Here is a 22,579-nt window from a genome sequence, read left to right as displayed (position 1 = left end):
CGATCGGCGGGACCGCGCCTCGTCTCACCGGACGTGTTCGACCGGCTCCGAATCCCCAAGACCCAGCCGGTCGAGCGCGAAGGCGTAAAGATGCGCCCGCTCTTCGAGCCGCTCGAAACGGGCGGCGGACCCGCCATGCCCGGCGCTCATATTCATCCGCAGGAGGAAGGGTCCGCCCTCGGCCCGGTCGCGCAGGCGCGCGATCCACTTCGCCGGTTCCCAATAGGTGACGCGGTAATCGGCGAGGCCCCCGGTCGCGAGGATCGGCGGATAGCTCTCGCCCTCGCGGATATTGTCATAGGGGCTGTAGGCCGCGATCGTCTCATAGGCCGCCTCGTCCGTGATGGGATTGCCCCATTCGTCCCATTCGGGCGGCGTCAGCGGCAGGGTGTCGTCCGAGATCGTCGTGACGACATCGACGAAGGGCACCGCGCCCAGGATCGCTCCGTAGAGGTCGGGCTCCAGGTTCACGGCCGCGCCGACGAGAAGGCCGCCCGCCGAGCCGCCATAGGCGGCGATGCGGCCTTTACCCGTATACCCTTTCTCGATCAGCATATGCGCGGCGGCATTGAAGTCGGTGAAGGTGTTCGCCTTCTTCGACAGCTTCCCGTCGAGATACCATTGCCGCCCCTTGGCCGAGCCGCCGCGGATATGGGCGAGGGCGAAGGGCATGCCCCGGTCGACGAGGCTGAGGATCGAGGTCGAGAAATCGTCCGGGATATAGGCGCCGTAGGAGCCGTAGCCGTAGAGCATGATCGGCGCGCTGCCGTCGAGCGGCGTGTCCTTCAGGCGCAGGACGGTGACCGGGATCTCCGAGCCGTCCTCCGCCGTCGCCGTCAGCGCGTCCACCGCATAGAGGTCCGGGTCGTGCCCCGAGGGCACGTCCTGCGTCTTGCGCAGCGTCCGCTCGCGAGACCGGATATCGTAGTCGAAGACCTGTCCGGGCTGGCTCGGGCTCTCATAGCCGAAGCGGATCGTATCGGTGTCGTATTCGCCCCAGCCATGCAGCGAGAGGGCATAGGCGTCCTGGTCGAAGCCGACCTCGTGCTCGGCCTTGTCGTAATCGGAAATGACGATGCGCGGACGGCCGTCCTTGCGTTCGGTCCTGACGAGCCAGTCCTTGTAGGTCTCGATGCCCGTCACATAGGTCCCGGTCTCGTGGGCCAGCCAGTCGGTCCAGTTCTCCCGCCCCGGCGCATCCTCCGGCGCGGTGACGATCTTGAAGTCGGTCGCGCCGTCCGCATTCGTATGGATGTAGAAGACGCCCTCGCGGTGATCGACGTCGTAGAGCTGGTCATGGATGCGTTCCGCGATCAGGCGCGGCTCGGTCTCGGGCGCGTCCAGAGGCACGACATGCGCCTCCGAGGTCACGCCGTTTCCGATGCCGATCACCATGAACTCGCGCGACGTCGTCTCGTCTATGCCGAGGAACATGGCATTGTCCTGCTCCTCATAGACCAGCCGGTCCTCGGACGGGTCGGTGCCGAGCACGTGATGCTTGACGCGCTTGGGCCGCTGATTGTCGTCCCGCTCGACATAGAAGAAGGAGCCGGAGTCCGCGGCCCAGACGACCTCGCCATCGGTCGAGGGAATGGTCTCGGCGTATTCTTCGCCCGTCTCGATATTGCGGATGCGGATGTCGTAATATTCGGAGCCGACCGTATCTGTCGAATAGGCGATCAGCCGGGAATCGTTCGAGGCGTCGACCCCGCCGATATCGAAGAAGTCATGGCCTTCGGCCTCCTTGTCGCCATCGAAGAGCATCTGCTCGTCGCCGCCGCCCACGGGCTCGCGCGCGAAGACCGGGTACTGGCCGCCTTCGCGGTAGCGGACATAATAGGCATAGGGGCCGTCCGGCATGGGAACGGAGCTCTCGTCTTCCTTGATGCGCCCGCGCATCTCCTCGAACAGCGTCTTGCGCAGCGGCTCGAGCCCATTCGTCATCGCCTCGTAATAGGCGACTTCCGCCTCCAGATGCTCGCGGATATCCGACCGCAGCACCGAAGGATCGCGCAGCACGTCCTGCCAGTTCTCGTCCCGCATCCAGGCATATTCGTCGGTCCGCGTCCTGTCGTGCTGGGTATAGGTGACAGGATCCTTCTTGGCGGTCGGCGGCGTCGGCGTGTCCTGCGCGGCGGCGGGCGGGGTCTGTGTCATCGAGGCTCCTGACGGATCGGCCGCGCTGGCGGCGATGAGCAGGGCGAGCGGCGCGGCGAAGAAGATCATGGCGAAGGCCTAGCCCAAGCGCGGGGTCCGCAAAAGCGGTCCTTGCCGTCAGCCGTCGGCGAAGCCGAAGGGCGCGGCCATGCGGCGGTAATCGTCCGCGATCAGGGCGCGGCCGAGCGGCGGCTCCGCCCGGGCGAGGCAGTTCGTCCTGTGGCAGAGGCGGCAGGCGACGCCGATGGGCGTGGCGGGGCCCTCCTCGATCCGCTGACCCTTCGCATAGATCAGGCGATGGGCATGCTCCGCCTCGCATCCGAGCGCCACGGCACGGACCACGCGCTGCGCGCCATGCGCGCCGCCCCCGGCGGTGACCGTCCGGGCGACGGAGAAGAACCGTTCGCCGGTCGGCAGCTCCACCGTCTCGGTCACCACCTCGCGGGGACGCTCGAAGACATGGTGGAGCGACCAGAGCGGACAGGACCCCCCATGCCGCGCAAAGGGGAAGGCGCCGCCATCGAGGCGCTTGGAGACATTGCCCGCCCGGTCCACGCGGATGAAGAAGAAGGGCACGCCCGCCCGTCCGGGCTTTTGCAGCGTCGTCAGGCGATGCGCGGTCTGCTCGAAGCTGGTGCCGAAGCGCCGCCCCAGCGCTTCCACGTCATAGCCGCGCGCTTCGGCCTCCGAATGGAAGGCGCCATAGGGCAGGAGGATCGCGCCTGCCGCGTAATTCGCGACCGCGCGCCGCGCGAGCCTCTGCGCCTGCTCGCCCTCGAAGCGGCCTTCGGCCACGGCGGCGCCCAGGGCGTCGCCCAATTCGAGATAGGCGAGTTGCAGCGCGATCTGGAAGGATCGGCCCGCCCCGTCCAGCGTGTCGTCGAGGAGGAGCGCCCGGCGGTGCAGGTCATAGCGCCGGACAGCACCGTTCATCACATCGGGCGGCATGCGCCTGAGGGCGAGGCCATGCCTGTCCTTGAGATAGGCTGCGAAGCCGCCTGCCGCCTCGACCCGCGCCGCCAGTTTCTCGGCCTGTTCGTCGAGGACGGGGAAATGGTTGTGCCGCGCGCCGAGAAAGGCGCGCAGGGCTTCGAGCGGATCGCTCTCGCTGCCCGCCTCCTGCCGGTCGGCGAGGGCGAGCTGGCTCTCCCGATAGGCGGTGTAGAGGCGCAGCACCGCCTCGGTCACGGCCGGGGAATTGCCAGCCACGTCGGCGGGCTCGCCCGGTTGCAGGTCGAGGTCCGAGAAGATCGGATCGCGCAGCACCTCTTCGAGGCGGGCCGCCTGCCCCGCGCCGCCATCGCCGGCGAAGGCGCCGAGATCGACCTGATAGGTCTGGGCAAGGCGCAAGAGGAGCTCCGCCGTCAGCGGCCGCTGATTGCGCTCGATCAGGGCGACATAGGACGCGGAGACGCCGAGATCCTCGGCCATGGCCGCCTGGGTCAGCCCCAGATCCCGCCGCAGCCGGCGCAGGCGGGGGCCGAGGAATTGCGAGCGCTTCTGCATATCTGCGCCTCCTTTCGGGCCGTGACTGCACAATCCTTACAACATTACATCTAGCGATGTGTGAAGACGGACAGCCGCACCCTTTGGCCGCAGCGCCCTCGCCTTGGCGGTGCCACCCTCGCCTCAGACGGCCCGGCCATCGCCGGGCGCAAGCTTGAGGGGCCACCCATGTCCTATACCGACACCGCCGGCGAAATCCGCCAGCTCATCTCCTCCCATGACGGCAAGTGGGACGGCATCGACGCCGAGAACGCCGCGCGCATGCGACTTCAGAACCGCTTCCGCACCGGGCTCGACATCGCGCGCTACACCGCGGGCATCATGCGGCGCGACATGGACGCCTATGACCGCGACCCGGCGAACTACACGCAGTCGCTCGGCTGCTGGCACGGATTTGTCGGCCAGCAGAAGATGATCTCGATCAAGAAGCATTTCGGCACGACCAAGGGCCGCTATCTCTATCTGTCGGGCTGGATGGTCGCGGCCCTCCGGTCGGAATTCGGCCCCCTGCCCGACCAGTCCATGCACGAGAAGACGGCCGTCCCGGCCCTGATCGAGGAGCTCTACACCTTCCTCAAACAGGCCGATGCGCGCGAGCTCGGCGGGATGTTCCGCGATCTCGACGCGGCGCGCGAGGCGGGCGACGAGCTGGCCGAGCGGCGGATCCAGGACGCGATCGACGGCTATGAGACTCATGTCGTGCCGATCATCGCCGATATCGATGCGGGCTTCGGCAATGCCGAAGCGACCTATCTTCTCGCCAAGAAGATGATCGAGGCGGGCGCCTGCGCGTTGCAGATCGAAAACCAGGTGTCCGACGAGAAGCAATGCGGACACCAGGACGGCAAGGTCACGGTTCCGCATGAGGACTTCCTCGCCAAGGTCCGCGCCTGCCGCTACGCCTTCCTGGAGCTCGGCGTCGATGACGGCATCGTCGTCACCCGCACCGACAGCCTCGGCGCGGGGCTGACCAAGCAGATCGCGATCAGCCATGAAGAGGGCGATCTCGGCGATCAGTACAACAGCTTCCTCGACTGCGAAGAGATCACGATCGACGAGGCGGGGCCTAACGACGTCCTGATCAAGCGCGACGGGAAGCTGATGCGGCCCAAGCGCCTGCCCTCGAACCTGTTCCAGTTCCGAAAGGGCACAGGCGAAGACCGGGTCGTGCTCGACTGCATCGCCAGCCTGGAGCATGGCGCGGACCTTCTCTGGATCGAGACGGAGAAGCCGCATGTCGAGCAGATCGCGGGCATGGTCGACCGCATCCGCGAGGCGGTGCCGAACGCCAAGCTCGTCTACAACAACTCTCCGAGCTTCAACTGGACGCTCAACTTCCGCCAGCAGGTCTTCGATGCCTGGGAGGCGGAAGGCCGCGACCTCTCGGCCTATGACCGCGCCCAGCTGATGAGCGTCGAATATGACGAGACGGAGCTGGCCGCAGAAGCCGACCGGCGCATCGAGAGCTTCCAGAAGGATGGCGCGGCCAGAGCCGGCATCTTCCACCACCTGATCACCCTGCCGACCTATCACACGGCGGCGCTCAGCACCGACAATCTCGCCAAGCGCTATTTCGGCGAAGAAGCGATGCTCGGCTACGTCAAGGAAGTGCAGCGCCAGGAGATCCGGCAGGGCATCGCCTGCGTGAAGCACCAGAACATGGCCGGCTCGGATATCGGCGACGACCACAAGGAATATTTCGCCGGCGAGGCCGCGCTGAAGGCGGCCGGCGAAGACAATACGATGCACCAGTTCGGCTGATCCGTCAGCCGCGGGGCGGAGAGGAAGAGGCGGGCCTTACGGGCCCGCCTCTTTACCGTTCGAAGAGCCGTTTGAGCCGCATCTGGAGGCCGCCGCGCTTCTCCTTGCGGTCGAGTTCCTCCTCGCTCGTCAGGAAGGTCGTCTGGATCACGTAGCGCTCGCCCGCGAAGGGCGGGTGGCCGTGCCAGCTCGTCTCGGACCGCGCGAAGGCGAAGACGTTTCCCGCGACCGGCGCGACTTCCTCGGCGTAGTCGTCCATGTCGTCCGGGCCGTTCAGGGCGCGGATGGCGCCGCCCTCGGCCGGGTCCCATTCGTCATTGAGATAGACGAGCATGGTGCAGATCTTGGAGGCGGAGTCGTTATGGATGCGCCCGTCGCCGGCCTTGGACAGGCGCCGCACCGTGATCATGCGCGGCTTGCCGACGAGATCGAGCCGCAGCTTGTCCGACAGGACCTCCGCCAGCGCCTCCGAGCGCAGATCCTCCACCAGTTCGGCGAAGCGGCCGCGGGCCTCGAGCCTGGACAGCGGCAGATAGCCCGTCTTGTCGATCGCCGGAAAATCCTCGCGCACCCCGGCGGCCTCATCGCGGCTGAGCGCGCCCTGCGCCGCGAGATAGGTGAAAGGCGCTTCACGGGTCTTCGCCGCGCGCAGGGCATCGAGGTTCAGCATGGTCGCGTGGCCTTTGTGTCGCGGCCGTCTTAAACCGCTGGCGATGGCAGCAGGCAAGACCAGGGCTGAGAGGGACAGGCGCGGCGTCGGCATGCTGTGCTGGCGGGGCTATGCGGATTTCGCCCGCGCGCTCGAAAGCTATCAGGCAGCCGGGCTGTTCGAGCTTTTCGGCGAGGCGATGGTCTTCTTCCAGGACGCCGATGCGGAGGCTGCGGCCCTCGCGGCCCGCTTCGGCCTCGACTGGCGCGGGAGCGCGGAGAACCTCGGCATTCTGGGCGGCTTCAAGGCCATGGCCTCGGCCATGGAGTCCGAACTCCTCCTTCTTCTCGAAAACGACCTGCCTCTGGTCGAGGACCGGGAGGAGACGGCGCGCCAGATCGAACTCGCCACCCGCCTGCTCCTGTCGGGCCAGGCCCAGGTCGTGCGCCTGCGATCGGTCCGGGAGCCGGGGCAGAAATTCGATACCAGGGCGAAATATGCCCGCTATCACGGCGAGGGCATGCTGCCCCTCCTGCGCCGCAGCCTGCGGCCCGGAAAGGCGAAGCGCCTGGCCGGAAGCGCCGTCTATGTGCACGAACAGGCCGACCGGCACCACCGCGGGCTGATCGACCGCTCGGACGAAGGAACCTATCTGGTCTCGGCGGCAGCTTTGCCCTGGACGAACCAGTCGATCATGCTTCGGCGGGACTTCTTTCTCGAACGCATCCTCGCCCATGCCGAGGCGCATCCTTCGCGGCGGCGCGTCAACGGCCATCCCGACATCGAGAAGGAGTGGAACGGACCCGTCTGGCGCCGCTCGGGCTGGAAGATCGGAGTGCCGAGCGGCCTCTTCACCCATGAGCGGACGGACCGGGCCTGACCATGCGAACCATCCTCTGCATGCGCTGGGGCACGCGCTATCCGGCCCCTTACGTCAACCGGCTCTATGCCGGGGTGGCGCGCCATCTCGAAAAGCCCTTCCGCTTCGTCTGCCTGACCGACGATCCCGCAGGGCTGCGCCCGGAAGTGGAGGCCCATCCCCTGCCGCCGATCTCGCTGCCCGAGGCGTTGACGCAAAGCCCGTGGCGCAAGCTCTCGGTCTGGCAGCATCCGCTGGCGGGGCTTGAGGGCGATGTCCTGTTCCTCGACCTCGACATGATCGTCACGGGATCCCTCGCCCCCTTCTTCACGCACAGGCCCGGCGCCTTCTGCGTCGCGGAGAACTGGACCCAGCGCGGGCGGCAGGCGGCCAACACATCCGTCTTCCGCTTCCGGCCCGGCATGCACGCCCATCTCTACGACCGCTTCGAGGCGGATCCGGGCGCGGTGCTGGCGCGCTACCGGACGGAGCAGGCCTATGTCTCGGCCGAGATCGGGGAAATGGCCTTCTGGCCCGGGGGCTGGGCGCTCTCGTTCAAGCACGACCTCGTGCCGCCATTCCCGCAGAACTGGTGGCGGGAGCCGGCGCTGCCGAAGGAGGCGCGGGTCGTCGCCTTCACGGGGCGTCCCGATATCGACGAAGCGGCGCGCGGCGAATGGCCCGCGCGCTGGTACAAGAAGGTCTATAAGCACGCCCGCCCCGCGCCCTGGGCGACGGCGCATTGGCGAGACGATATCTGAGCGGGCAGAGGCCCCGGCGCTCAGCCCTTTTCGCCGTCCTTGAGCGGGACGCCATAGAGTTCGAGCCGGTGATCGACCAGCTTGAAGCCGTGCTCGCGCGCGATCTTCTCCTGCAGGCGCTCGATCTCGTCATTGACGAATTCGATCACCTCGCCCGATCGCACGTCGATCAGGTGGTCGTGATGCTCTGGGCGCGCCTCCTCGTAGCGGGCGCGGCCATGCCCGTCCTGGAAGTCGTGGCGCTGCACCACGTCGTAATCCTCGAGCAGGCGCATGGTCCGGTAGACCGTCGCGACCGAGATGCCCGGATCGATCTCCGAGGCGCGCCGGTGGATTTCCTCGACGTCCGGATGATCCTCGGCCTCCGACATCACCTTGGTGATGACGCGGCGCTGGCCGGTCATGCGGAGGCCCTTCTCGACGCAGATCTTCTCGATGCGGTCCATGAAAAGAGGATTAGTCGCCCGCGCCCGGCTCTTCAAGCGGAAGATCCCGCGCCAGGACGAGCGCGTCGCCGCCGGCGGCATAATAGCCCTTTCGCAGTCCGACGGCCTTGAAGCCGAGCTTCGCGTAAAGGGATCGGGCGGGAGCATTTTCCACGGCCACTTCGAGGAACAACCGGTCCGCGCCCGCGCCATGAGCCCTCGCCGCAGCAGCGCGGAGGAGCATGCGCCCGAGGCCCTGCCCGCGGGCTTCGGGCGCCACGCAGATCGTCATCACCTCGGCCTCGTCCGCCGCGACGCGCAGCTGGCAGAGCCCCTGCTCGGCGACCTCGACCACGGTCAGCATGACCGCGTCCTGCCAATAGGCCTCGTCCCAGGGGCTGTCGGGAAAGCAGGTCTCGTGCAGGGCGGCGAGGCGCGGCGCGTCGATCAGGCGGGCCGGCCTCACAGCGGCGCCCGGGACGGCGCCTTGGCGTCGGGCGGCCGCAGATAGAGCGGACGCAGCGGAGCGGGCGGCGCCGCCTCCGCCCAGCGCGCGATCCGTTCGGGGTCCGGCGCCGTCATCTCGTCGCCCGCTCCCTCCTGAGCGAGAATCGCGCGAAGACCGGTTCCCACAATCCGGGCCCCGCTTCGAACCCGCTTTACGGCCTCGGCATGGGGCAGGAGTTCGGGTCCGCCCAAGGGCGCTCCGCCCGCCCCGAAGCGCTGGACATAGGCCTGTCCCCGCCGCGCATCGATCAGCACGCAGGCCGGACCGGCAGCGGACAGGGCGAAGCCCCTGAGCGTCGAGACCGGCACGGTCGGCAGGCGGCGCGGCAGGGCCAGGCCCTTAGCGAGGCTGATCCCGACGCGCGTGCCCATGAACGAGCCGGGACCGACGGTCGCGGCGATGCGGGTGAGCGCAGCCGCCTCGACCCCGGCCTCGGCGAGCAGCTCTTCCACCATGGGCGCGATGCGCTCGGAATGGCCCGTGCCGATCACCTCCGACCGCGCGAAGACGGCACCGTCCTCGCGCAGGAGCGCCGCCGAGCAGGCGGCGAGGCAGGTATCGAGAGCGAGAAGGGGGCCGGCGGCGGTCACGTCAGAGAATCTGCGCCGCCTCGTCGAAGCTCAGGCGCGGGCCGCGCTCGAAGAGGTTCTCCTCCGTGCCGTAGCCGAGATTGCACAGGAAGTTCGCATGCACCTTCCGGCCCGCGAAGAACTCTTCCGTCGCGCCCTGGCGGTCGAAGCCGGACATCGGCCCGCAATCGAGCCCGAGCGCTCGGGCCGCGAGAATGAGATAGGCGCCCTGCATCGAGCCGTTGCGCATCGCCGTCTCCTCGATCAGGGCGTCATTGCCCTCGAACCAGGACTTGGCATCGGTGTGGGGGAACTGCGTCGGCAGGTGCTCGTAGAATTCGAGGTCATAGCCGACGAGGCAGACGACCGGCGCCGTCATCGTCTTCTCGACATTCGATTCGATCAGGAAAGGACGCAGCCTTTCCTTGGCCTCCGGGCTCGTCAGGAAGAGATAGCGCCCCGGCTGCCCATTGGCGGAGGTCGGCGCCCATTTCATCAGGTCGTAGAGCGCCCGCAGCAGGGTCTCCGGGACCTCCCTGTCCTCCCAGGCATTATGGGTGCGCGCCTCGCGGAAGAGCTGATCCATCGCGGCGTCGGCGAGGGGGGCATGCGCTGATGTCATCGCGGATCTCCTGGCTGTCGGCGGCCGGAGACGATCCGGCCCGTGGGTGCTGCCCCTAGCCGACCGCCTCGACCGACGTCACCTCCGGCACGTAGTGGCGCAGGAGGTTCTCGATGCCCGATTTCAGCGTCATGGTCGAAGAGGGGCATCCCGCGCAGGAGCCGCGCATGGTGAGATAGACGATGCCGTCGCCCGGCACGAATTTGTGGAAGACGATGTCGCCGCCGTCCTGCGCCACGGCAGGGCGGACCCGGGTGTCGAGAAGCTCGACGATCTGCTCGACGATCTCCTTGTCCTCGCCTTCATAGTCGTCGGCGCTGCCCGCGGGGCTCTCCTCGACCGCGCCCTGGTCCACGACCGGAATGCCGGCGGCCAGATAGTCGGCGATCGTGCCCAGAAGCGCGGGCTTGATATGGGTCCACTCGACCGAAGGATCCTTGGTCACGGTGACGAAGTCCGCGCCGAGATAGACGCCGGTGACCCCGTCCACATCGTAGAGGGCCGTGGCCAGCGGGCTCGGCTTGGCGGTGCCGGGAGTGGGAAAGTCCATGCCGAGCACGCCCTCGCCGAGCACGGGCTGGCCGGGCAGGAATTTCAGGCTTTGCGGGTTCGGGGTGGGTGCGGTCTCGATGAACATAGCCGGGATGTGGGCGGGAGCGCCGCTGGGCGCAAGCTCCCCGCATCGCGCACGGGCACCGCGAGGAAAACCGGTTCCGGCCCTAGCAGCAGCAGCAGCAGCCCCCTAACTCTGCAACGACCGAAGCGGGAGAGACCCCGTCCTTCCTCCGGTTGCGAATCTCGCGCATGCGCGCGCAGCTCGATCGAAGGCGCCGATGCCGAAGCTTCCTCTTCTGACCATCCTCCTCGCCGCCCTCGCCGCGGTCAGCTTCGGCCTGATCGGCCTTGGCCGCAGTCCGGATCCCGCAGTGCCGCCGGACGAGGGCATCAGGATCGTCGATGGCGACACGGTGGCGTGGCATGGCCGCCTCCACGACCTCTACGGCATCGACGCCCCCGAGCTCGGGCAGCGCTGCCTTTCGGGAACCCATCTCTACCCTTGCGGTCTCGACGCTGCGCTGGCGCTCGACAAGCGGATCAAGCTCGATCCCCTCCACTGCGAAGCCGCGCCGGAGAGGCGCAGCGAACTCGTCTGCCATGTCGGCGGATCGTCGCTCGCCGAGCTGCAGATCCATGACGGCTATGCCTATCCGGACCCCGGCGCGCCCTATGCCTTCAGGCAGGCGGCGCAGACGGCGAAGGCAGCGCATCTCGGCGTCTGGCGCGGCGAGCATGTCGCCCCGGCCCGCTGGCTCGAAGGCGAACGCCTGCCAGCGGAGAACGCCTCCCCGCAGGCCTGCCCCGTGATCGGCGTGTCCGAGGAAGGAGCGCGGCTCTATTTCGTGCCCACCGATGCCGATTACCGCCAAGTCGCCGCCCTGCCCGGCATCACCCGGTTCTGCAGCGACGAGGAAGCGCGCAGCGCCGGATGGCGCTATGCGCCCGGATCCTGACATGGCACCCATCCGGGTTCAGCCGCGTCTCGCCAGCAGGCCGGGGTCTTCCCGATCCGGCCCTCTCGCCTGAGCGCGCAGGAAGCTCTTCATGCATTACTACGCCCCGGTCGTCCGCGTCATCGGCATGCTGCTCGTCATCCTGGCGGTGATGATGATGCTGCCCTTCGTCATCGAGCTGGTGCACGGGCGGGCCGACCTGCCAGCCATCGAGGTCGCCCTCTTCCTCACCTTCTTCGTCGGAACGGGCTGCGTCCTGATCGGGTACCGGCCGGGGAATTTCGAGCTCGACCGGCGGCAGGCCTTCTTGTGCACCGCCCTCGCCTGGCTGATCCTCCCTGCCTTCGCGGCCATTCCCTTCCTGGGGGCGGGCCTGTCGCCGGTGGATGCGTGGTTCGAAGCCGTGTCAGGCTTCACGACGACCGGGTCGACGGTGCTGACCGGCCTCGATCATCTGCCCGACGGCCTCCTCCTGTGGCGATCCTTCCTGCAATGGCTCGGCGGGATCGGCATCATCGTGATGGCGATCTCGCTGCTGCCCTTCATGCGGGTCGCGGGGATGCAGCTTTTCCAGACGGAGAACTCCGACCGCTCGGACAAGGTGCTCGGCAATCCGATCGATATCGTGCGCTGGATCGTCGCCCTCTACCTCGCGCTGACCATCGCCTGCACCGCCGTCTACGACCTCCTCGGCATGAGCGGGTTCGACGCCCTCAACCACGCCATGACGACCATCTCCACGGGCGGCTATTCCACCCATGACGCCTCCTTCGGCCATTTCCGCGATCCCGCCATGTCCTGGGCGGCGATCCTGTTCATGATCCTCGCCGCCCTGCCCTTCGTCGTCTATATCCGCGCGCTCGACGTCAGCGCCCGCGATATCGTGGCGGATGCGCAGGTCGCCGCCTTCGTTCTCTTCCTCGCCGTCTGCTCGATGGCGCTCGGCTTCTGGCTGTCGGGCCAGGCGGGGATCACTCTTGGCGAGGCCATGACCGCCGCGGCCTTCAACGTCGTGTCGGTTGTCACCACCACCGGCTATGCCAGCGCCGACTACACGCTGTGGGGCGCGCCTGCCGTGGGCGCCTTCTTCCTTCTGACCTTTGTCGGGGGCTGCTCGGGTTCGACCGCGGGGGGCATCAAGATCTACCGGCTGCAGATTCTGGCGCTCCTGGTCTCGGTCCACCTGAAAAAGCTCATCAGCCCATCCCGCGTCGTGCCGGTGAACTATAACGGTCATCATGTCGATACCGAAACGGCAGTGTCGATCCTTGCGTTCCTGATCCTGTTCCTGATCACGGTGGCGGCCGGCGCCCTCGTCCTGTCGGTCATGGGTCTCGACATCGTCACAGCCGTCACCGCCAGCGCCACGGCCGTCGCCAATGTCGGGCCGGGCCTCGGACCCATTGTCGGCCCCGCCGGGAATTTCGCGCCCCTGCCCGACGGCGCGAAGATCACGCTGAGCCTCGAGATGATTGCCGGCCGGCTCGAATTCTTCACCCTTCTGGTGATCTTCACCCGCAGCTTCTGGAGCCGTTGACCGCCCGCGCCGAAGTGAGCTTCGCGGCTAGCCCCGCCTGCCGGGGCGGGCTATGCGATTCGCCATGGCCGACGACACGACTTCCAAGTTCACCGACGAAGAGGCGCTCGATTTCCACCGCCGGGGCAAGCCCGGCAAGCTGGAGGTCACGCCGACCAAGCCCATGGCGACGCAGCGGGATCTCTCGCTCGCCTATTCGCCGGGCGTCGCCGTTCCGGTGCAGCGGATCGCCCAGGACCCCGACAGCGCCTACGACCTGACGGCCAAGGGCAATATGGTCGCCGTGATCTCGAACGGCACGGCGATCCTGGGCCTCGGCAATCTCGGCGCCCTGGCCTCCAAGCCGGTGATGGAAGGCAAGTCCGTCCTCTTCAAGCGCTTCGCCGACATCGATTCGATCGATCTCGAGGTCGACACCGAGGACCCCGACGCCTTCATCGACGCGGTCAAGCATCTCGGCCCCTCCTTCGGCGGCATCAATCTCGAGGACATCCAGGCCCCCGACAGCTTCTATATCGAGGAGCGCCTCAAGGAGCTGATGGACATCCCGGTCTTCCACGACGACCAGCACGGGACCGCCATCATCGCCGCCGCGGGGCTCCTCAACGCGCTCGACATCACCGGGAAATCCATCGGCGAGGTGAAGGTCGCGGTGTCCGGGGCGGGCTCCTCGGCCCTCTCTGTCGTCGGCCTGATCAAGTCGCTCGGCGTGAAGCACGAGAACGTCCTCGTCTGCGACAGCCGCGGCGTGATCTATGCCGGCCGCACCGAGCACGTGAACCAGTGGCAGTCGGCCCATGCGGTCGACACCGACAAGCGCAGTTTGGCAGAGGCGATGGACGGCGCCGATGTCGCGATCGGCCTGTCGGTCGGCGGCGCGATCACGCAAGCCATGGTCCGGTCCATGGCCAAGAACCCGATCATCTTCGCCATGGCGAACCCCACGCCCGAGATCACGCCCGAGCAGGTCGCCGAAGTGCGGGGCGATGCGATCATGGCGACGGGGCGCTCGGACTATCCCAATCAGGTCAACAACGTCCTCGGCTTTCCCTACATCTTCCGGGGCGCCCTCGATGTGCGCGCCCGCACGATCAACGAGGAGATGAAGGCCGCCTGCGCGCGCGCTCTGGCAGGCCTCGCCCGCGAGGACGTGCCCGACGAGGTCGCCGTCGCCTATGGCAAGCGCCTGCAATACGGCCCGGGCTACATCATCCCCACGCCCTTCGATCCGCGCCTGATCGCCGCCGTGCCGCCGGCGGTGGCGAAAGCCGCCTGCGAGACCGGCGTGGCGCGCAAGCCGATCGAGAACATCGAGGCCTATTCGGCGAACCTCGCCACGCGCCTCGATCCGTCTGCGGGCTTCCTGCAGAAGATCTATGCCAGCGTGAAGTCGAACAAGCCGCAAAAGCGGATCGTCTTCGCCGAAGGCGAGGAAGAGGTCGTCGTCCGCGCCGCCTACCAGTTCCAGAACCAGGGCCTCGGCCAGGCCATCCTGATCGGCCGCGACGACAATGTCCGCCGCACGATGGAGCGGCTCGGCCTCGACCCGCGCGGCCCGCTCGAGGTCTGGAATGCCCGCGAGAGCGCGAACAACCAGGTCTATATCGACTTCCTCTACGACCGGCTGCAGCGCCGGGGCTATCTGGAGCGGGACTGCCGGCGCCTGGTCAATCAGGACCGCAATGTCTTCGCCGCCTGCATGCTGGCCCATGGCCATGCCGACGGCATGGTGACCGGCGTGACGCGGCACTACAATGTCGCGCTCAACAATGTGCAGCTGGCCCTCGACCCGCGGCCCGGCGAGCGGCTGATCGGCATGTCGGCGATCCTCGCGCGCGGGCGCACGGTGTTCATGGCGGACACGACCATCGCCGAGCTGCCGACCTCGGAAGAGCTCGCCGATATCGCGGTCCAGGTCGCCCATGCCGTCCGGCAGCTCGGCTTCACGCCGCGCGTCGCCTTTGTCAGCCATTCCAATTTCGGCAATCCCGACACGCCCCACATGCACAGGGTGTCGGGCGCGGTGCGGGCGCTCGATGCGCGCGACGACGTCGATTTCGAATATGAAGGCGAGATGACGCCGCGCATGGCCCTCAATGACCGGGTCCGCGCGATCTATCCCTTCGCCCGGCTGACCGGGCCGGCCAATATCCTGATCACGCCCGGCCTGCATTCGGGCGGCATCTCGACCAAGCTCCTCTCCGAGATCGGCGGGGCCACCGTGATCGGCCCCGTGCTGCTCGGCCTCTCGCGCCCGGTGCAGATCGTCCAGACCGGCGTTCAGGTGGGCGACATCCTCACCCTCGCCGCGATGGCGGCCTATGAGCTCGACCGCGAGCACAGGGACTGGGCGCAGGGCGCGGGCGCTTGACCTTCGATGACGCTCACGCCCGAAGCGCTGTGGCGCGCCTATCTCGCGAGCCGGCCTCAGCACGCAGCTCCGCGCGGACCTGTCCCACCGGCCTGGCACTTCTGCGACAACGAGGCGGACGCCGACGCCTGCCTGGACCTCGTGCTTGCAGGAAAAAAGCGGGCGACCGCTCCTTCGTTGGCTGAATTGCGCGCTTCGGGTCAACCGGTGCCGCAGGTCGGCGACCTGCACATCGTCACGGACTTCGCGGGGCGAGCCCGATGCCTTCTTCGGACCGAACGGGTGGAAATTCTCCGCTTCCGTGACGTCACGGAGGCGCACGCCGCCGCAGAAGGCGAAGGGGACGGCTCGCTCAGCTCCTGGCGAAGCGTGCACGGAGCCTACTACCGGCGCGTCCTCGCGAACACGGCCGACACCTTCTCGCAGGATTTGCCGGTCGTCTTCGAAACCTTCGAGCTGCTCTACGCAGCCGAAGGGGAAGTCTGAGACGTCAGACCGGCGCGCGCTTCGCCAGAATCCGTTGCAGCGTCCGGCGGTGCATGCCGAGGCGTCGCGCCGTCTCGGACACGTTGTGGCCGCACAGCTCGTAGACCCTCTGGATGTGCTCCCAGCGGACGCGGTCCGCCGACATCGGATTTTCCGGCGGCTCGGGCAGCTCGCCGCCCTCGGCCAGAAGCGCCTTCTGCACGTCGTCCGCATCGGCGGGCTTGGCGAGATAGTCGATCGCGCCCGCCTTCACCGCGGCGACGGCGGTCGTGATATTGCCATAGCCCGTCAGCACCACCGCCCGCGCATCGGGACGGCGTTCATGCAGCGCGTTCACCACCTCGATGCCGTCCCCGTCATCGAGCCGGAGGTCGACGACGGCGAAGGCGGGCGCGCTGTCGCGGATCATCTGTTTCGCCTCGGCAACGGTCTCGGCAAGCACGGTGGCGAAGCCCCGCTTGTCCATCGCGCGCCCCAGGCGGGTCCGGAAGGGCTGGTCATCGTCGAGGATGAGGCAGCTCCTGTCGTCGGGCAGGTTCACGGTTTCGGTCTCGGTCATGTCTGGCTCCCTCTTACGCCGTTACGGTCTCGATCGGCCGGGTCTTCCCGCGTGAAGTAGGTCTGATCCGCAAATTCGCCAATGGCCATGTCACCTCCACATAGGCGCCGCCGCCCGGCGCATTGCCGTGCTCCAGCGTTGCGCCCGTTCGTTCGAGCAGGGTCTTGGCGATGAAGAAGCCGAGGCCGAGACCGGCCTTTTGCATCCGTTCCTTCTGGCGGACCGCCTCCGCGCGCGGATAGGGCTCGCCGAGGCGGCCGAGAACGTCGGCGGGAAAGCCCGGGCCGTCGTCGCGCACGGCGATGGTCAGGAAGCGCTCCGACCAGGAGGCCTCGATCGCCACCGTCTCGGCGGCGTATTTCATCGCGTTCTCGATCAGGTTGCGCAGCCCGTAAATGACCTCCGGCCGGCGCTGGAGGCGGTCCGGCATCGGCGCGTCCGAGCGGGGATCAAGGTCGAAGGAGAGGCGCGGCACGTCCTGCGCGGATCCGTCGCCCTGCGCGAGGAACGGCTTCGCCGCTTCCCGCAGCAGGGCATCGAGCGAGAGGACGTTGTGGACGGCGTCGCCCGCCTGGCCCGCGCTCGACAGGCGGCGCAGGATCCTCTGGCATCGCTGGGTCTGGGAGATTAGGAGCTGCGCATCTTCCCGCAGGTCGCCGTCGAGCTCCCGCTCCATCTCCCGCGCGGTGACGAGGATGGTGCCGAGCGGCGTGCCGAGTTCATGCGCCGCCGCCGCGGCGAGGCCGTCCAGCGCCGCCAGCCGCTCTTCCTGGGCGAGCGCGGTCTGGGTGGCGGCGAGCGCCGCGGCGAGCTTGGCCTGCTCGCGGGCGACGCCGTGCGCATAGGCGGAGGTGAAGGCCACGGCGAGCACCATGGCGGCCCAGAGGCCGAGATTGTAGATGCGCGGCAGGGCGAACCCTTCCGGCGTCACCCAGGGAAGCGGATAATGGACCAGCGCCAGAACCGTCAGGGACAGGAGGACGAGGCCGACCACGCCCACCGCCTGGCGCGTCGGCAGCGCGCTCGCCGCCAGCATGGCCGGCATGACCAGCCACACCGCGAAGGGGTTCTGGATGCCGCCGGTCAGGAACAGGATCACCGAGATCTGCAGCGTGTCGAAGCCGAGATGGGTCAGGATGCCGCGCTCGGTCAGAGGCGCGCCGGGCCGCGGCTGCCGGAACACCATATAGAGGTTCATCGACAGGCCGACCGCGATCACCGCGAGCAGCGGGCCGAGCGGCAGCGGAAAGCCGAAGCCGAAATGGACGGCGATCACCACGCCGAGCTGGCCGGCCACGGCGAACCAGCGCATCCCGATGGCGGTGCGCAGGCGGAAGGCGGCGAGCGGACGCGGCGCTGTGGCGTCGAGCATCATGGTATTGGTCATCGAGGCTTCCTATAGCAGGGAAAACGTGAAGGAGACGCGACCCATGGCAGCGACGCTTTCCCGCCTCGCCCTTTTCGGACTTCTGCCTCTTGCGGCGGCCTGCGCCGATGAGCGCCCGCGCGCGGGCGAGATCGCGCTGAACGAGGCCTTCCGCGCCGATTTCGACCTCGTCGACCAGACCGGCGCGCCCGCGACCGACGAACGGTTCGAAGGCGAGCCCATGCTGATCTATTTCGGCTTTGCGAGCTGTCCCGATGTCTGCCCAACGGCGCTCGGCGTCATGTCCGCGAGCCTCGATGCGCTCGGCCGCAGGGCGGACGAGATCCAGCCGCTCTTCATCTCGGTCGATCCCGAACGCGACACGCCGGAGCGGCTGAGCCAGTACCTCGCCTTCGATCCGCGCATTCTCGGCCTGACCGGCGACGAGGAGGCCCTGCGCGAGGCGCGCGAGGCGATGAAGGTCTTCGCCGCCAAGGTCCCGCTTCAGGACAGCGCGATGGGCTACACGGTCGATCACCAGTCCATGTTCTTCCTGACCGATGCGAGCGGGCAGCCGGTGGTGGCGCTCGACGATGCCATGGCGCCCGAGGACATCGCGGCCGTCATCTCCCGCTATCTCTGAAACCGCACGTTCGGGCGGGGCGGAAACGCTCCCCTTGCCGAATTTTTTGCGATGCAGCATGCTGCGCCTTCGAATGCGGGAGGCCTGAATGCTCTACGTCGCCTATGAACTCGGCCATCAGGCCGTCGCGCCCCTGCGGGCCTTCGCCCATGCGGCGCACGAGGCGGCGGAACATCCCCTCAACCCCTTCCGCGGCAGCGCTGCGGCCAGGGCGGCGAGCGCCGGCTACAGCGTCTTCGAGAGCACGACCCGCCGCTACGGCAAGCCGGCCTGGGGCCTCGACGATGCGGAGATCGACGGCCACCGCGTGCCCGTCTCGGTCGAGACCGTCTGCGAGCGCCCCTTCGGGAGCCTCCTGCGCTTTCGCCGCGACCGGGATGCGCTGCGCGCCGCCGGGCGCACCGAGCCCGACCCGCGCGTGCTCATCGTCGCGCCCATGTCGGGCCATCACGCGACGCTTCTGCGCGGGACGGTTCAGGCCATGCTGCCCGATCACGAGGTCTTCATCACGGACTGGACCGATGCGCGGGACGTGCCGATCTTCCAGGGCCGTTTCGACCTCAACGACTATATCGACTACCTGATCGACTTCCTGCAGGTGATCGGACCCGGCGCCCATACGGTCGCGGTCTGCCAGCCGGGCCCGGCGCTGGTCGCCGCCGCGGCGGTGATGGCCAAGGCGGACGATCCGGCCCGGCCGCGCAGCATGACGATCATGGGTTCGCCCATCGACGCCCGCCGCTCGCCCACCGTGACCAACCTCTTGGCCGAGCAGCGCGCCTTCGAATGGTTCGAGAGCAACATGATCCAGACCGTGCCCGCCCCCTATGCCGGGGTGACGCGGCGCGTCTATCCGGGCTTCCTCCAGCTCTTCAGCTTCATGTCGATGAATGCCGAGCGGCACGCCGAAGCCCAGTGGGACTATTTCGAGAACCTGATCCAGGGCGACGAGGACGCCGCGGACAAGCATGTCCGCTTCTATGACGAATATCTGTCGGTCTGCGACATGACATCCGAGTTCTACCTCCAGACGATCCATGACGTGTTCCAGGAATATCTTCTGCCGCGCGGCCTGTTCGTGCATCGCGGCGAACTCGTCGATCCGGGCGTCATCGCCGATTGCGGCCTGATGACGGTCGAGGGCGAGCTCGACGACATCTCGGGCATCGGGCAGACCCAGGCCGCCCACGACCTGTGCACAGGAATCCCGAAGGCGGACAAAATCGACTACGTCCAGAAGGGCGCGGGTCATTACGGCGTCTTCAACGGCTCGAAATGGCGCGGCCAGATCCAGCCCAAGATGGCGCGCTTCATCCGGGACCGCTTCGATCCCGCCGAGGAGCGGCGTTTCCTGGCAGAGCGGGCCGGCCTCAGCCTCGTCGCCGAGTGACCCCCGCCTGAAACGGCGCTAGGCGGAGCGCGCGCTTGGCGCTACCTGCACCCCATGCCTCAGGACACGCCTCTCGGCCCCGACAGCCGCCTCTATCTCGTCGACGGCTCGGCCTATATCTTCCGCGCCTATCACGGCATGGCCAATGCCCAGGCGCTGACCCGTAAATTGGACGGCCTGCCGATCGGGGCGGTCCACGTCTTCTGCAACATGCTGTGGAAGCTGCTCAGCGACGCCCATAACGACGCGGTCGAGCACATGGGCACGCCGACCCATTTCGCGGTGGTCTTCGACAAGTCGAGCTACACCTTCCGCAACGACCTCTATGCGGAATACAAGGCGAACCGCTCGGAGACGCCCGAAGACCTCCTCGTCCAGATTCCGCTCATCAAGGAGGCGACCTGCGCCTTCGGCCTGCCCTGCCTCGAGCAGGAGGGCTACGAGGCGGACGACATCATGGCGACCCATGCCCGCCTCGCCGAGGAGCGCGGCGCGGAGACGGTCATCGTCTCGTCGGACAAGGACCTCACGCAGCTCGTCACCGACCGGACGATCATGTTCGATCCCATGAAGAACAAGGTGATCGACGAGGAGGCGATCCGCGAGCGCTACGGCGTCGGCCCCTCGCAGATGATCGAGCTTCAGGCCCTGATGGGCGATACCTCGGACAATGTGCCCGGCGTTCCGGGCATCGGGCCCAAGACGGCGGCGCAGCTTCTGGAGGAATTCGGCACGCTCGACGCGCTGCTCGACGGCGCAGAGGGCATCAAGCAGAAGAAGCGCCGCGAGAACCTGATCGAGCATGCCGAGGCGGCGCGCCTCAGCCGCGAGCTCGTCACCCTGCGCCGCGACGTGCCCGTGCCGGAGGACCCCGACAGCTTCGGCCTCGCGCCGTTCGACCACGAGAAGCTCGTCTCCTTCCTCGAGGAGATGGAATTCAACACCCTCACCCGCCGGGTGCGCGAAGCGGGCGGCATGGCCGCGCCCGAGGCGAAAAAGACCGAGGACACGGCAGAGCCGATCGGCGAAGGCTACGAGGCGGTCACAGAGATGGCCGCGCTCGAAGCGATCATCGCGGATGCCTATGAGACGGGGCTCCTCGCCGTCGACACCGAGACCGACAGCCTCAACGCCATGCGCGCGCGGCTGGTCGGCATCTGCCTCGCCACCTCGCCGGGCAAAGCGGCCTATGTCCCGCTCCTGCACGGCTCGGGCGGGCTGGATCTCGGCGGGGAGAGCGAGACCCCGCAGCTGAAGACCGAGGACGTGCTGGAGGCCCTGCGCCCTGTCCTGACCGATCCTTCGGTCCTCAAGATCGGGCAGAACCTCAAATACGATCTCGTCGTGCTCGCTCAGCACGATGTCGACATCTTCCCCTATGACGACACCATGCTGATGTCCTACGCCGCCGAATGCGGCCTTGGCGGGCACGGCATGGACGAGCTGTCCAAGCGGCATCTCGGCCACGAACCCATTCCCTATTCCAAGGTCGCGGGCACGGGGCGCAACAAGCGCACCTTCGACGAGGTGCCGATCAAGGAGGCGACGGACTATGCGGCCGAGGACGCGGACGTCACGCTGCGCCTCCATACGGTCCTTCGGGACAAGCTGATCGAGGACGGCCTCGTCACCATCTACGAGACGGTGGAGCGTCCCCTCGTCCCCGTCATCCGCGACATGGAGGCGGCGGGCATCAAGGTCGACCGCGAGGTCCTGTCGCGCCTGTCGGGCGATTTCGCGCAGCGCATGGGCGCGCATGAGGAAGCCGCCTATGAGGCGGCCGGCGAGCGCTTCAACATCGGCAGCCCCAAGCAGATCGGGGACATCCTCTTCGACAAGCTCGGCCTGCCCGGCGGCAAGAAGACCAAGACCGGCGCCTGGGCGACGGGCGCCGACCTCCTCGAGGATCTCGCCGCGCAGGGCGTGGAGGTCGCGCGCGAGATCCTGAACTGGCGCCAGCTTTCAAAGCTCAAGAGCACCTATACCGACGCGCTCGTCTCCGCGATCCATCCCGAGACGGGGCGGGTCCATACGAGCTTCTCGCTCGCCCAGACGGTGACGGGCCGCCTCTCCTCCTCCGACCCGAACCTTCAGAACATTCCGATCAGGACGGAGGAGGGCCGCAAGATCCGCCAGGCCTTCGTCGCCGAGCCCGGCAATGTGCTGGTCGCCGCCGATTACAGCCAGATCGAGCTGCGCCTCCTCGCCCATATCGCCGATATCCCAGAGCTCAAGCGCGCCTTCCAGGAAGGCATCGACGTGCATGCGCTGACGGCCTCGGAGATGTTCGAGACGGAGATCGACCAGGTCTCGGGCGATCAGCGCCGCTCGGCCAAGATGATCAATTTCGGCATCATCTACGGCATTTCCGCCTATGGCCTCGCCAATCGCCTCGGCATCGAGCGCGAGCGGGCGGCGGACTACATCAAGGGCTATTTCAAGAAGTTCCCGGGCATCCGCGCCTATATGGACGACACGGTCGAGGGCGCGCGCGAGCACGGCTATGTCGAGACCTTGTTCGGGCGGCGCAGCCATACGCCGAACATCAAGTCCAAACAGGGGAATATGCGCGCCTTCGCAGAGCGCCAGGCGATCAATGCGCCGATCCAGGGCACGGCGGCCGACGTGGTCAAGCGCGCGATGATCCGCGTGCCGGATGCGCTCCGCAAGGAGGGCCTGAGAGCGAAGATGCTGCTGCAGGTCCATGACGAGCTGGTCTTCGAATGTCCCGAAGCGGAGGCCGAGGCCACCTGCGCGCTCGTCGCCCGCATCATGGAAGACGCGGCGCGCCCGGCAGTCGACTTCTCGGTCCCTCTCGCGGTCGAGGCGAAGGCGGCCGGAAACTGGGAGGCTGCGCACTGAACGGGACGCTTTGCGCGGCGCCGGCCGGCCGCTAACG

Annotated in this window: 20 protein-coding genes; 10 read left to right on the top strand and 10 right to left on the bottom strand. The window is 67.6% G+C overall.

The window, feature by feature from the left end; translation table 11 throughout:
• Positions 1-24: 24 nt before the first annotated feature.
• Entirely contained in the window at positions 25-2,226 is a 2,202-nt protein-coding gene (locus IE88_RS0104100; protein ID WP_156032358.1) for a S9 family peptidase, read from the bottom strand.
• A gap of 48 nt (positions 2,227-2,274) precedes the next feature.
• A complete protein-coding gene (locus tag IE88_RS0104095) occupies positions 2,275-3,663 on the bottom strand; it encodes a helix-turn-helix domain-containing protein (protein ID WP_031550538.1) in 1,389 nt (462 codons plus the stop codon).
• Positions 3,664-3,831: 168 nt separating this feature from the next.
• Here IE88_RS0104095 and IE88_RS0104090 point away from each other — a divergent pair, with 168 nt between their 5' ends.
• Positions 3,832-5,424, top strand: coding sequence for an isocitrate lyase (locus tag IE88_RS0104090; RefSeq protein WP_031550536.1), 1,593 nt, complete (start codon positions 3,832-3,834; stop codon positions 5,422-5,424).
• 52 nt (positions 5,425-5,476) lie between these two features.
• Here the strand turns inward: IE88_RS0104090 and IE88_RS0104085 are convergent, their stop codons facing one another.
• Complete coding sequence (locus IE88_RS0104085; RefSeq protein ID WP_031550533.1) at positions 5,477-6,094, bottom strand: 2OG-Fe(II) oxygenase; 618 nt, start codon at positions 6,092-6,094, stop codon at positions 5,477-5,479.
• A 43-nt stretch (positions 6,095-6,137) separates the two neighbouring features.
• Here IE88_RS0104085 and IE88_RS0104080 point away from each other — a divergent pair, with 43 nt between their 5' ends.
• Together IE88_RS0104080 and IE88_RS0104075 are read left to right on the top strand one after the other, a co-directional pair.
• A complete protein-coding gene (locus IE88_RS0104080) occupies positions 6,138-6,953 on the top strand; it encodes a hypothetical protein (RefSeq protein ID WP_156032356.1) in 816 nt (271 codons plus the stop codon).
• Between the two features lie 2 nt (positions 6,954-6,955).
• The gene (locus IE88_RS0104075; RefSeq protein ID WP_031550527.1) at positions 6,956-7,693 is read left to right on the top strand and encodes a hypothetical protein; all 738 of its coding nucleotides are present in this window, start codon (positions 6,956-6,958) and stop codon (positions 7,691-7,693) included.
• 20 nt (positions 7,694-7,713) lie between these two features.
• Here IE88_RS0104075 and IE88_RS0104070 read toward each other — a convergent pair whose 3' ends face one another.
• Genes IE88_RS0104070 through IE88_RS0104050 form a run of 5 tightly spaced genes read right to left on the bottom strand, consistent with a single transcriptional unit; the run spans position 7,714 to position 10,454 of the window.
• Entirely contained in the window at positions 7,714-8,139 is a 426-nt protein-coding gene (locus tag IE88_RS0104070) for a Fur family transcriptional regulator (protein WP_031550526.1), read from the bottom strand.
• Between the two features lie 10 nt (positions 8,140-8,149).
• Positions 8,150-8,584: a ribosomal protein S18-alanine N-acetyltransferase gene (gene rimI / locus IE88_RS0104065; protein WP_031550522.1), complete on the bottom strand. Its 435-nt coding sequence runs from the start codon at positions 8,582-8,584 to the stop codon at positions 8,150-8,152.
• The gene (gene tsaB, locus IE88_RS0104060) at positions 8,581-9,216 is read right to left on the bottom strand and encodes a tRNA (adenosine(37)-N6)-threonylcarbamoyltransferase complex dimerization subunit type 1 TsaB (protein ID WP_031550519.1); all 636 of its coding nucleotides are present in this window, start codon (positions 9,214-9,216) and stop codon (positions 8,581-8,583) included. Before tsaB ends, rimI begins: the two co-directional genes overlap by 4 nt.
• Before the next feature lies 1 nt (position 9,217).
• Positions 9,218-9,817 (bottom strand): malonic semialdehyde reductase, encoded by a 600-nt coding sequence (locus IE88_RS0104055; RefSeq protein ID WP_031550516.1) that lies wholly within the window; start codon positions 9,815-9,817, stop codon positions 9,218-9,220.
• Positions 9,818-9,872: 55 nt separating this feature from the next.
• On the bottom strand, positions 9,873-10,454 hold the full coding sequence (locus IE88_RS0104050; RefSeq protein WP_031550513.1) for a NifU family protein: 582 nt from the start codon (positions 10,452-10,454) through the stop codon (positions 9,873-9,875).
• Between the two features lie 196 nt (positions 10,455-10,650).
• On the opposite strand from IE88_RS0104050, the gene IE88_RS17105 reads away from it, so the two are divergent.
• The 4 genes from IE88_RS17105 to IE88_RS0104030 all read left to right on the top strand — a co-directional run bounded on the left by IE88_RS17105 (position 10,651) and on the right by IE88_RS0104030 (position 15,722).
• The gene (locus IE88_RS17105; RefSeq protein ID WP_031550510.1) at positions 10,651-11,328 is read left to right on the top strand and encodes a thermonuclease family protein; all 678 of its coding nucleotides are present in this window, start codon (positions 10,651-10,653) and stop codon (positions 11,326-11,328) included.
• Between the two features lie 91 nt (positions 11,329-11,419).
• Entirely contained in the window at positions 11,420-12,865 is a 1,446-nt protein-coding gene (locus IE88_RS0104040; protein WP_031550508.1) for a TrkH family potassium uptake protein, read from the top strand.
• Positions 12,866-12,929: 64 nt separating this feature from the next.
• Positions 12,930-15,236: an NADP-dependent malic enzyme gene (locus IE88_RS18820; protein ID WP_051881493.1), complete on the top strand. Its 2,307-nt coding sequence runs from the start codon at positions 12,930-12,932 to the stop codon at positions 15,234-15,236.
• 6 nt (positions 15,237-15,242) lie between these two features.
• Positions 15,243-15,722, top strand: a complete 480-nt coding sequence (locus IE88_RS0104030) for an ASCH domain-containing protein (protein WP_036766533.1) — start codon at positions 15,243-15,245, stop codon at positions 15,720-15,722.
• Positions 15,723-15,726: 4 nt separating this feature from the next.
• On the opposite strand, the gene IE88_RS0104025 is transcribed toward IE88_RS0104030, so the two are convergent.
• Positions 15,727-16,281: an ActR/PrrA/RegA family redox response regulator transcription factor gene (locus IE88_RS0104025; RefSeq protein WP_031550498.1), complete on the bottom strand. Its 555-nt coding sequence runs from the start codon at positions 16,279-16,281 to the stop codon at positions 15,727-15,729.
• 13 nt (positions 16,282-16,294) lie between these two features.
• Entirely contained in the window at positions 16,295-17,668 is a 1,374-nt protein-coding gene (locus IE88_RS0104020) for an ActS/PrrB/RegB family redox-sensitive histidine kinase (RefSeq protein WP_051881477.1), read from the bottom strand.
• Positions 17,669-17,711: 43 nt separating this feature from the next.
• Between IE88_RS0104020 and IE88_RS0104015 the strand changes: the two genes are divergently transcribed.
• From IE88_RS0104015 to polA, 3 genes are all read left to right on the top strand, one after another.
• Positions 17,712-18,290, top strand: coding sequence for an SCO family protein (locus IE88_RS0104015; protein WP_051881476.1), 579 nt, complete (start codon positions 17,712-17,714; stop codon positions 18,288-18,290).
• 88 nt (positions 18,291-18,378) lie between these two features.
• On the top strand, positions 18,379-19,680 hold the full coding sequence (locus IE88_RS0104010; RefSeq protein WP_036766532.1) for a polyhydroxyalkanoate depolymerase: 1,302 nt from the start codon (positions 18,379-18,381) through the stop codon (positions 19,678-19,680).
• Between the two features lie 54 nt (positions 19,681-19,734).
• A complete protein-coding gene (polA, locus tag IE88_RS0104005; protein ID WP_031550487.1) occupies positions 19,735-22,542 on the top strand; it encodes a DNA polymerase I in 2,808 nt (935 codons plus the stop codon).
• Positions 22,543-22,579 lie beyond the last annotated feature (37 nt).

The sequence above is a fragment of the Parvularcula oceani genome, from assembly GCF_000733125.1.
GTDB lineage: Bacteria > Pseudomonadota > Alphaproteobacteria > Caulobacterales > Parvularculaceae > Parvularcula > Parvularcula oceani.
Note: the sequence above shows the minus strand (reverse complement) of the source record. Positions and strands in the feature narration are given on the sequence as shown.

Excerpts from the sequence above, each read along its gene's own strand:
- IE88_RS0104075 (WP_031550527.1), top strand. The coding sequence starts at position 6,956 with ATGCGAACCATCCTCTGCATGCGCTGGGGCACGCGCTATCCGGCCCCT.
- polA (WP_031550487.1), top strand. The coding sequence starts at position 19,735 with ATGCCTCAGGACACGCCTCTCGGCCCCGACAGCCGCCTCTATCTCGTC.
- IE88_RS0104095 (WP_031550538.1), bottom strand. The coding sequence starts at position 3,663 with ATGCAGAAGCGCTCGCAATTCCTCGGCCCCCGCCTGCGCCGGCTGCGG.
- IE88_RS0104100 (WP_156032358.1), bottom strand. The coding sequence starts at position 2,226 with ATGATCTTCTTCGCCGCGCCGCTCGCCCTGCTCATCGCCGCCAGCGCG.
- IE88_RS0104090 (WP_031550536.1), top strand. The coding sequence starts at position 3,832 with ATGTCCTATACCGACACCGCCGGCGAAATCCGCCAGCTCATCTCCTCC.
- IE88_RS18820 (WP_051881493.1), top strand. The coding sequence starts at position 12,930 with ATGGCCGACGACACGACTTCCAAGTTCACCGACGAAGAGGCGCTCGAT.
- IE88_RS0104080 (WP_156032356.1), top strand. The coding sequence starts at position 6,138 with ATGGCAGCAGGCAAGACCAGGGCTGAGAGGGACAGGCGCGGCGTCGGC.
- IE88_RS0104015 (WP_051881476.1), top strand. The coding sequence starts at position 17,712 with ATGGCAGCGACGCTTTCCCGCCTCGCCCTTTTCGGACTTCTGCCTCTT.
- IE88_RS0104020 (WP_051881477.1), bottom strand. The coding sequence starts at position 17,668 with ATGACCAATACCATGATGCTCGACGCCACAGCGCCGCGTCCGCTCGCC.
- IE88_RS17105 (WP_031550510.1), top strand. The coding sequence starts at position 10,651 with ATGCCGAAGCTTCCTCTTCTGACCATCCTCCTCGCCGCCCTCGCCGCG.
- IE88_RS0104085 (WP_031550533.1), bottom strand. The coding sequence starts at position 6,094 with ATGCTGAACCTCGATGCCCTGCGCGCGGCGAAGACCCGTGAAGCGCCT.
- IE88_RS0104010 (WP_036766532.1), top strand. The coding sequence starts at position 18,379 with ATGCTCTACGTCGCCTATGAACTCGGCCATCAGGCCGTCGCGCCCCTG.
- IE88_RS0104030 (WP_036766533.1), top strand. The coding sequence starts at position 15,243 with ATGACGCTCACGCCCGAAGCGCTGTGGCGCGCCTATCTCGCGAGCCGG.
- IE88_RS0104025 (WP_031550498.1), bottom strand. The coding sequence starts at position 16,281 with ATGACCGAGACCGAAACCGTGAACCTGCCCGACGACAGGAGCTGCCTC.
- IE88_RS0104050 (WP_031550513.1), bottom strand. The coding sequence starts at position 10,454 with ATGTTCATCGAGACCGCACCCACCCCGAACCCGCAAAGCCTGAAATTC.
- IE88_RS0104040 (WP_031550508.1), top strand. The coding sequence starts at position 11,420 with ATGCATTACTACGCCCCGGTCGTCCGCGTCATCGGCATGCTGCTCGTC.
- IE88_RS0104055 (WP_031550516.1), bottom strand. The coding sequence starts at position 9,817 with ATGACATCAGCGCATGCCCCCCTCGCCGACGCCGCGATGGATCAGCTC.
- IE88_RS0104070 (WP_031550526.1), bottom strand. The coding sequence starts at position 8,139 with ATGGACCGCATCGAGAAGATCTGCGTCGAGAAGGGCCTCCGCATGACC.